Raw genomic sequence first — 4060 nt, forward strand, 5'->3', positions numbered from 1 at the left:
TAATTTGCTCTAATGATGTTGTGGTATTCATTGATCACACCTTAGTTGTTTAGGTTGCAATCAAGTATGCCGGATGGTTTTTACTTATTTGCGCTATCTTGCCGTAAGGTCACGTTTAACCTCAATCATGCCTTCTTCAAGCGTGTATTGGTACACGCCTTCAATGGGGGCATCTGTAGCGGCACTCATAGCAGACATTGCCATCATCATTTGTGGCTCTGATGACATGGTTTTTACTGTCAGTGTGGGGGCAACTGTAGAAAGGCTGGCAAGCTGCTCATCAAGCTCCGATAGCGACAAAGTCAACTGGCTATCTTTGAGCCAACTACTGGTATCAAGTGCGCGGTCATATCTAACTGATTGGATAAGTTCATGTGCATTATTGAACGTTGAACGTGTTACATAGCCATGTGTATCAACGGTAGCAGCTTGGCGCCCTGCATCATCATAAAATACATAGCTTCTCGCACCTTGGGTGTTTTCATTGACAACAGTACGACCTTGTTCATCTGTATAAAAACGCTCCATACCAACACTACTATCACCTTTCGATGTACCGTGTGCGATAGAGGTTAAAGCACCAGTGCTATCAAAACTTTGTGTTTGCCATGTGCCATTCTCATTTAAAATAGCTAGTTGTTGCTTTGCATCATCATAAATAGTTTGAGTATGTGTTCCTTGCGAGTTAATTGTGCTTAACAGGCGACCCAAACCATCATAGCTATACGCAGTTGCGCCCGATGCGTTGGCTTCACTGAGTAACTTACCGAAGGCATCGTAAACATACTGAACTGTTTGGCTTTCACCAGTGCCTTTACCTTCGCTATCCGCGCTCTCATAGCGCGTTAACGCGTGCAACTGGCCTCGAAAATCGTATTGATATTGGGTCTGTCGCTGAGCGCTGAGGTCAATCCCGTTAACCCACTGAGTTAAATTAGATTCGTTGTATTGGCTGCCATCAAATTGTGCTTTTGCATACTCATGTTGGCTGACTCGTTGACCCAATGTATTGTAACGATATTCTGTTACAGCAAACTGATTTGCCGCTGCTCTAGACAAGGTAAATCGTAAACGCTGTTGACTGTCATAAACAAATCGGCTCACTTCACCATTTAAGTCTTGGTAAATGATTTGGTTATTGCTGTTATACGCTCGACTTGCAACTCCAGTTGGGCCCTGCTCCAAATGCAGATTACCACGCTCGTCATAATGATATTCTGTTGTGCGACCTAAACCATCTTTGACAGCCTTCAACTTACCCTGTGCACTGCCTGAGTCGTAATACTGGTATTCATTGCGAATAATTTGATTGCTAACCACTTGCTCTGTAGCAGTCAACAGTTGTGCATTATTAAAGTAGTAATCAACCTGTGATTGCCCTAACGTCACACGAGTGTGGGAATCAGACAAATAGGTATAGACCGTGGTGCGACCTGCACCATCTTGCAAGGTTTTAACACGGTAGTCACCATTATGGGCTTCATAGCCAATGGTCAGGGCTGTGCCATCTGACTGGCGCACCGTGTGCACGCGGTTGCTATCACCATGGTAGGTGTATTTGGTTTCGTATACCTTGCCATCGGCAATGGAATTATCATCCGGCGTTAAATCGACTTTGACTGAACTCAAACGTTTATTCGCATCATAGCCATAGTACACACGGGTATGGGCGCCTCCTGTGCCTGCTTGGGTTTGAATGCTTTCTAATAAGTTTTGGCTGTTGTATTTCAGTAGCGTGGTTTCAGTGCCACTTTGGGTTTGAGTGGTGATTTGACTCACAAGACTGCCGCTATAGCTAATCGTGGTTTCATGACCATCAGGGCTTATCATCGCACTTAGGCGACCTTGTGTGTCGTAGCGCTCGGCGATGTTTTGGCCGTCAATGTTCAGTACTGCACTGCCATCGCTGTTGAACTTTAACGTATCATGGGCACCACTACCTTGGGTGCTAACATATTCCCCTTTAGCCGCATCATAGTTAAAGCGCTGTGCAAAGCCATCCGCAGTAACACGCGTAACCACGCTACCCGCTTGGTTGCGAGCACCTTCAAGTGAAATCGTCTTTAAAAATCCTAAGCGCCATTGGTCATTATTATCGCCATCAAAATGGCCCAGACTGTTGTAGGTTCTCAGTACTCCCAACCCTAACCCAAGACCTTTTACCTGTTCATCTTGGTGTTGCAACACCAAGTTGCCCGTCGCCGCATTCACAAAGATGTTTTCTGATGCTTGCCCCAAAGTCGAACGGTTATTTTGATTAAGTAAAGAGGTGTGGTTGTTAAAAAGACCAAGTCCTTCGCCTGAAATGATAGCGCCCATTATTTATCCAGTTATTATTGATTTTACTTTCTGATATACCTCTTCCTGTGTTTTTCATAATTATTTAATAAAAATTGGTATTTTTTTCTTACTTAATATAAAACAGATAGTTATAAAGCTCCACCTATCTAGTGAGCTAGTCAAAAAATCGCAACAAACCGATGAAATAAATATATGTATTATAGATATGGCTCTGATAAGACGGACGCCCTAAGTGTTGGCACACGAAGCTTAGCAACTTATCTACATAGCGTAGAAATGAGTATCAGATACAGCACATAACAACAAGAAAGCCATTAGCCCCGTGTGCAGATACAGAATATGAAGGAGAGTGATATGTCTATTGTACTTTTCGGCATTATTTCATAAGAACCTACTCATAACCCCACGTGCTCACCTTCATTTAGAATTATCAAGGGAACTTGGCTATTTAACTGCTGGTATTGGCCTAGTAACCTAAACAATGGTGCGTGAGAGCTTTTATCGCCCATTTTCCACGAAGCATTGCCATATCCCCAAGGGATCATTACTTTACAATTCAGTTCATCTGCGGCGTAAAGTGCATCTTCTGGCGTCATATGCACTTTTCGATACCATTTACCTGCAGTTTCATGAAAATAGGAGGCGATTGGCATTAAGCAAATATCAAAAGATTTAAACCTTTTTGCTATCTCGCTAATGTGTGACGAGTACCCTGTATCTCCAGCATAAAATAAACGGGTGTTATTGGACTCAATCACCCATCCGCCCCACAAACTCGCATCGTGATCCTCTGCAATATAGGGCACAACAACGCGACTGCTAAAATGGTGTGCTGGTACAAAATGTAATGTTGAATTTGTTAAACTGGCCTTTGTAAACCACAGCATTTCTGAAATGTTGTAGCCATCATTAGGAAAGTGATCAGCAAACCCCTTAGGGGTAAAATAAACTACTTTATTACCCAGCTCTTTGACAGTTTCTTTACTAAAGTGATCATAATGAATATGAGAGTAAATCACAGCATCTACGTTGTTTACTAAGTTATCAGGCCACGGAACTTCGTTACGATAAAAACCATTTAACAGTCTAAACCCCAAATCAACCGGCCAATCAAATTGATGTTTTACTGGGTCAATGAGTATGGTTTCATTACTCGGTGTTTTAATTACAAAAGTTGCATGACCTAGCCAACGAATTTCGTAACCCAAGTTGCGGTAAGGAAGTTTATTCTCACCAACATACTTACATTGCTCCATTTCAGTTTTACACTCAATGAGTGCTGTACTTGGGTAGCAGTCTGTTTCACAGCTAAAAGGATACTGCTCAGGCTTTTTATAGAAATTATCGAATCTATCTTCATATCCTTGATGCTTACTATAAGTAACGACTTGATCTTTCGAGGTTATGTTTGTTACATGATTTGGAGTAGAACATGCACAGAGCAAAATAAGTGGCAATAGTGTTAGGTACTTCAACTGTAAAACCTGCTTTTAGATGAGAGTTAAAATTTTACGCTAATTTATATTCAGTTATGACTCATTCACTAGCGCTTGTTAGCCTAGCATAAATAAAAAGATCAGTATTGCTTTGAGTATCTGATACATTAAATTGCTTTTCGACGACGTCTATAATTTCAAAACTGAATCGCCCCGAGTTTGCCAGAGACTCAATAACTTGAGAAACTGGAACTATGAAAAAATCAAATCGCTATACACCAGAATTTCGTGAACGTGCAGTTAGGCTTGTTACTACTCAACAG

General features: G+C 41.7%; 2 protein-coding genes. Both read right to left on the minus strand.

Annotation, left to right across the window (positions count from 1 at the left end):
- Window positions 1-93: 93 nt before the first annotated feature.
- A complete protein-coding gene (locus HC733_RS21625; RefSeq protein WP_190367048.1) occupies window positions 94-2319 on the minus strand; it encodes an RHS repeat protein in 2226 nt (741 codons plus the stop codon).
- Window positions 2320-2696: 377 nt separating this feature from the next.
- The gene (locus HC733_RS21630) at window positions 2697-3776 is read right to left on the minus strand and encodes an MBL fold metallo-hydrolase (RefSeq protein ID WP_190367049.1); all 1080 of its coding nucleotides are present in this window, start codon (window positions 3774-3776) and stop codon (window positions 2697-2699) included.
- Window positions 3777-4060 lie beyond the last annotated feature (284 nt).

This window comes from Pseudoalteromonas sp. S16_S37, assembly GCF_014694405.1.
Taxonomy (GTDB): domain Bacteria; phylum Pseudomonadota; class Gammaproteobacteria; order Enterobacterales; family Alteromonadaceae; genus Pseudoalteromonas.

Excerpts from the sequence above, each read along its gene's own strand:
- HC733_RS21625 (WP_190367048.1), bottom strand. The coding sequence starts at position 2,319 with ATGGGCGCTATCATTTCAGGCGAAGGACTTGGTCTTTTTAACAACCAC.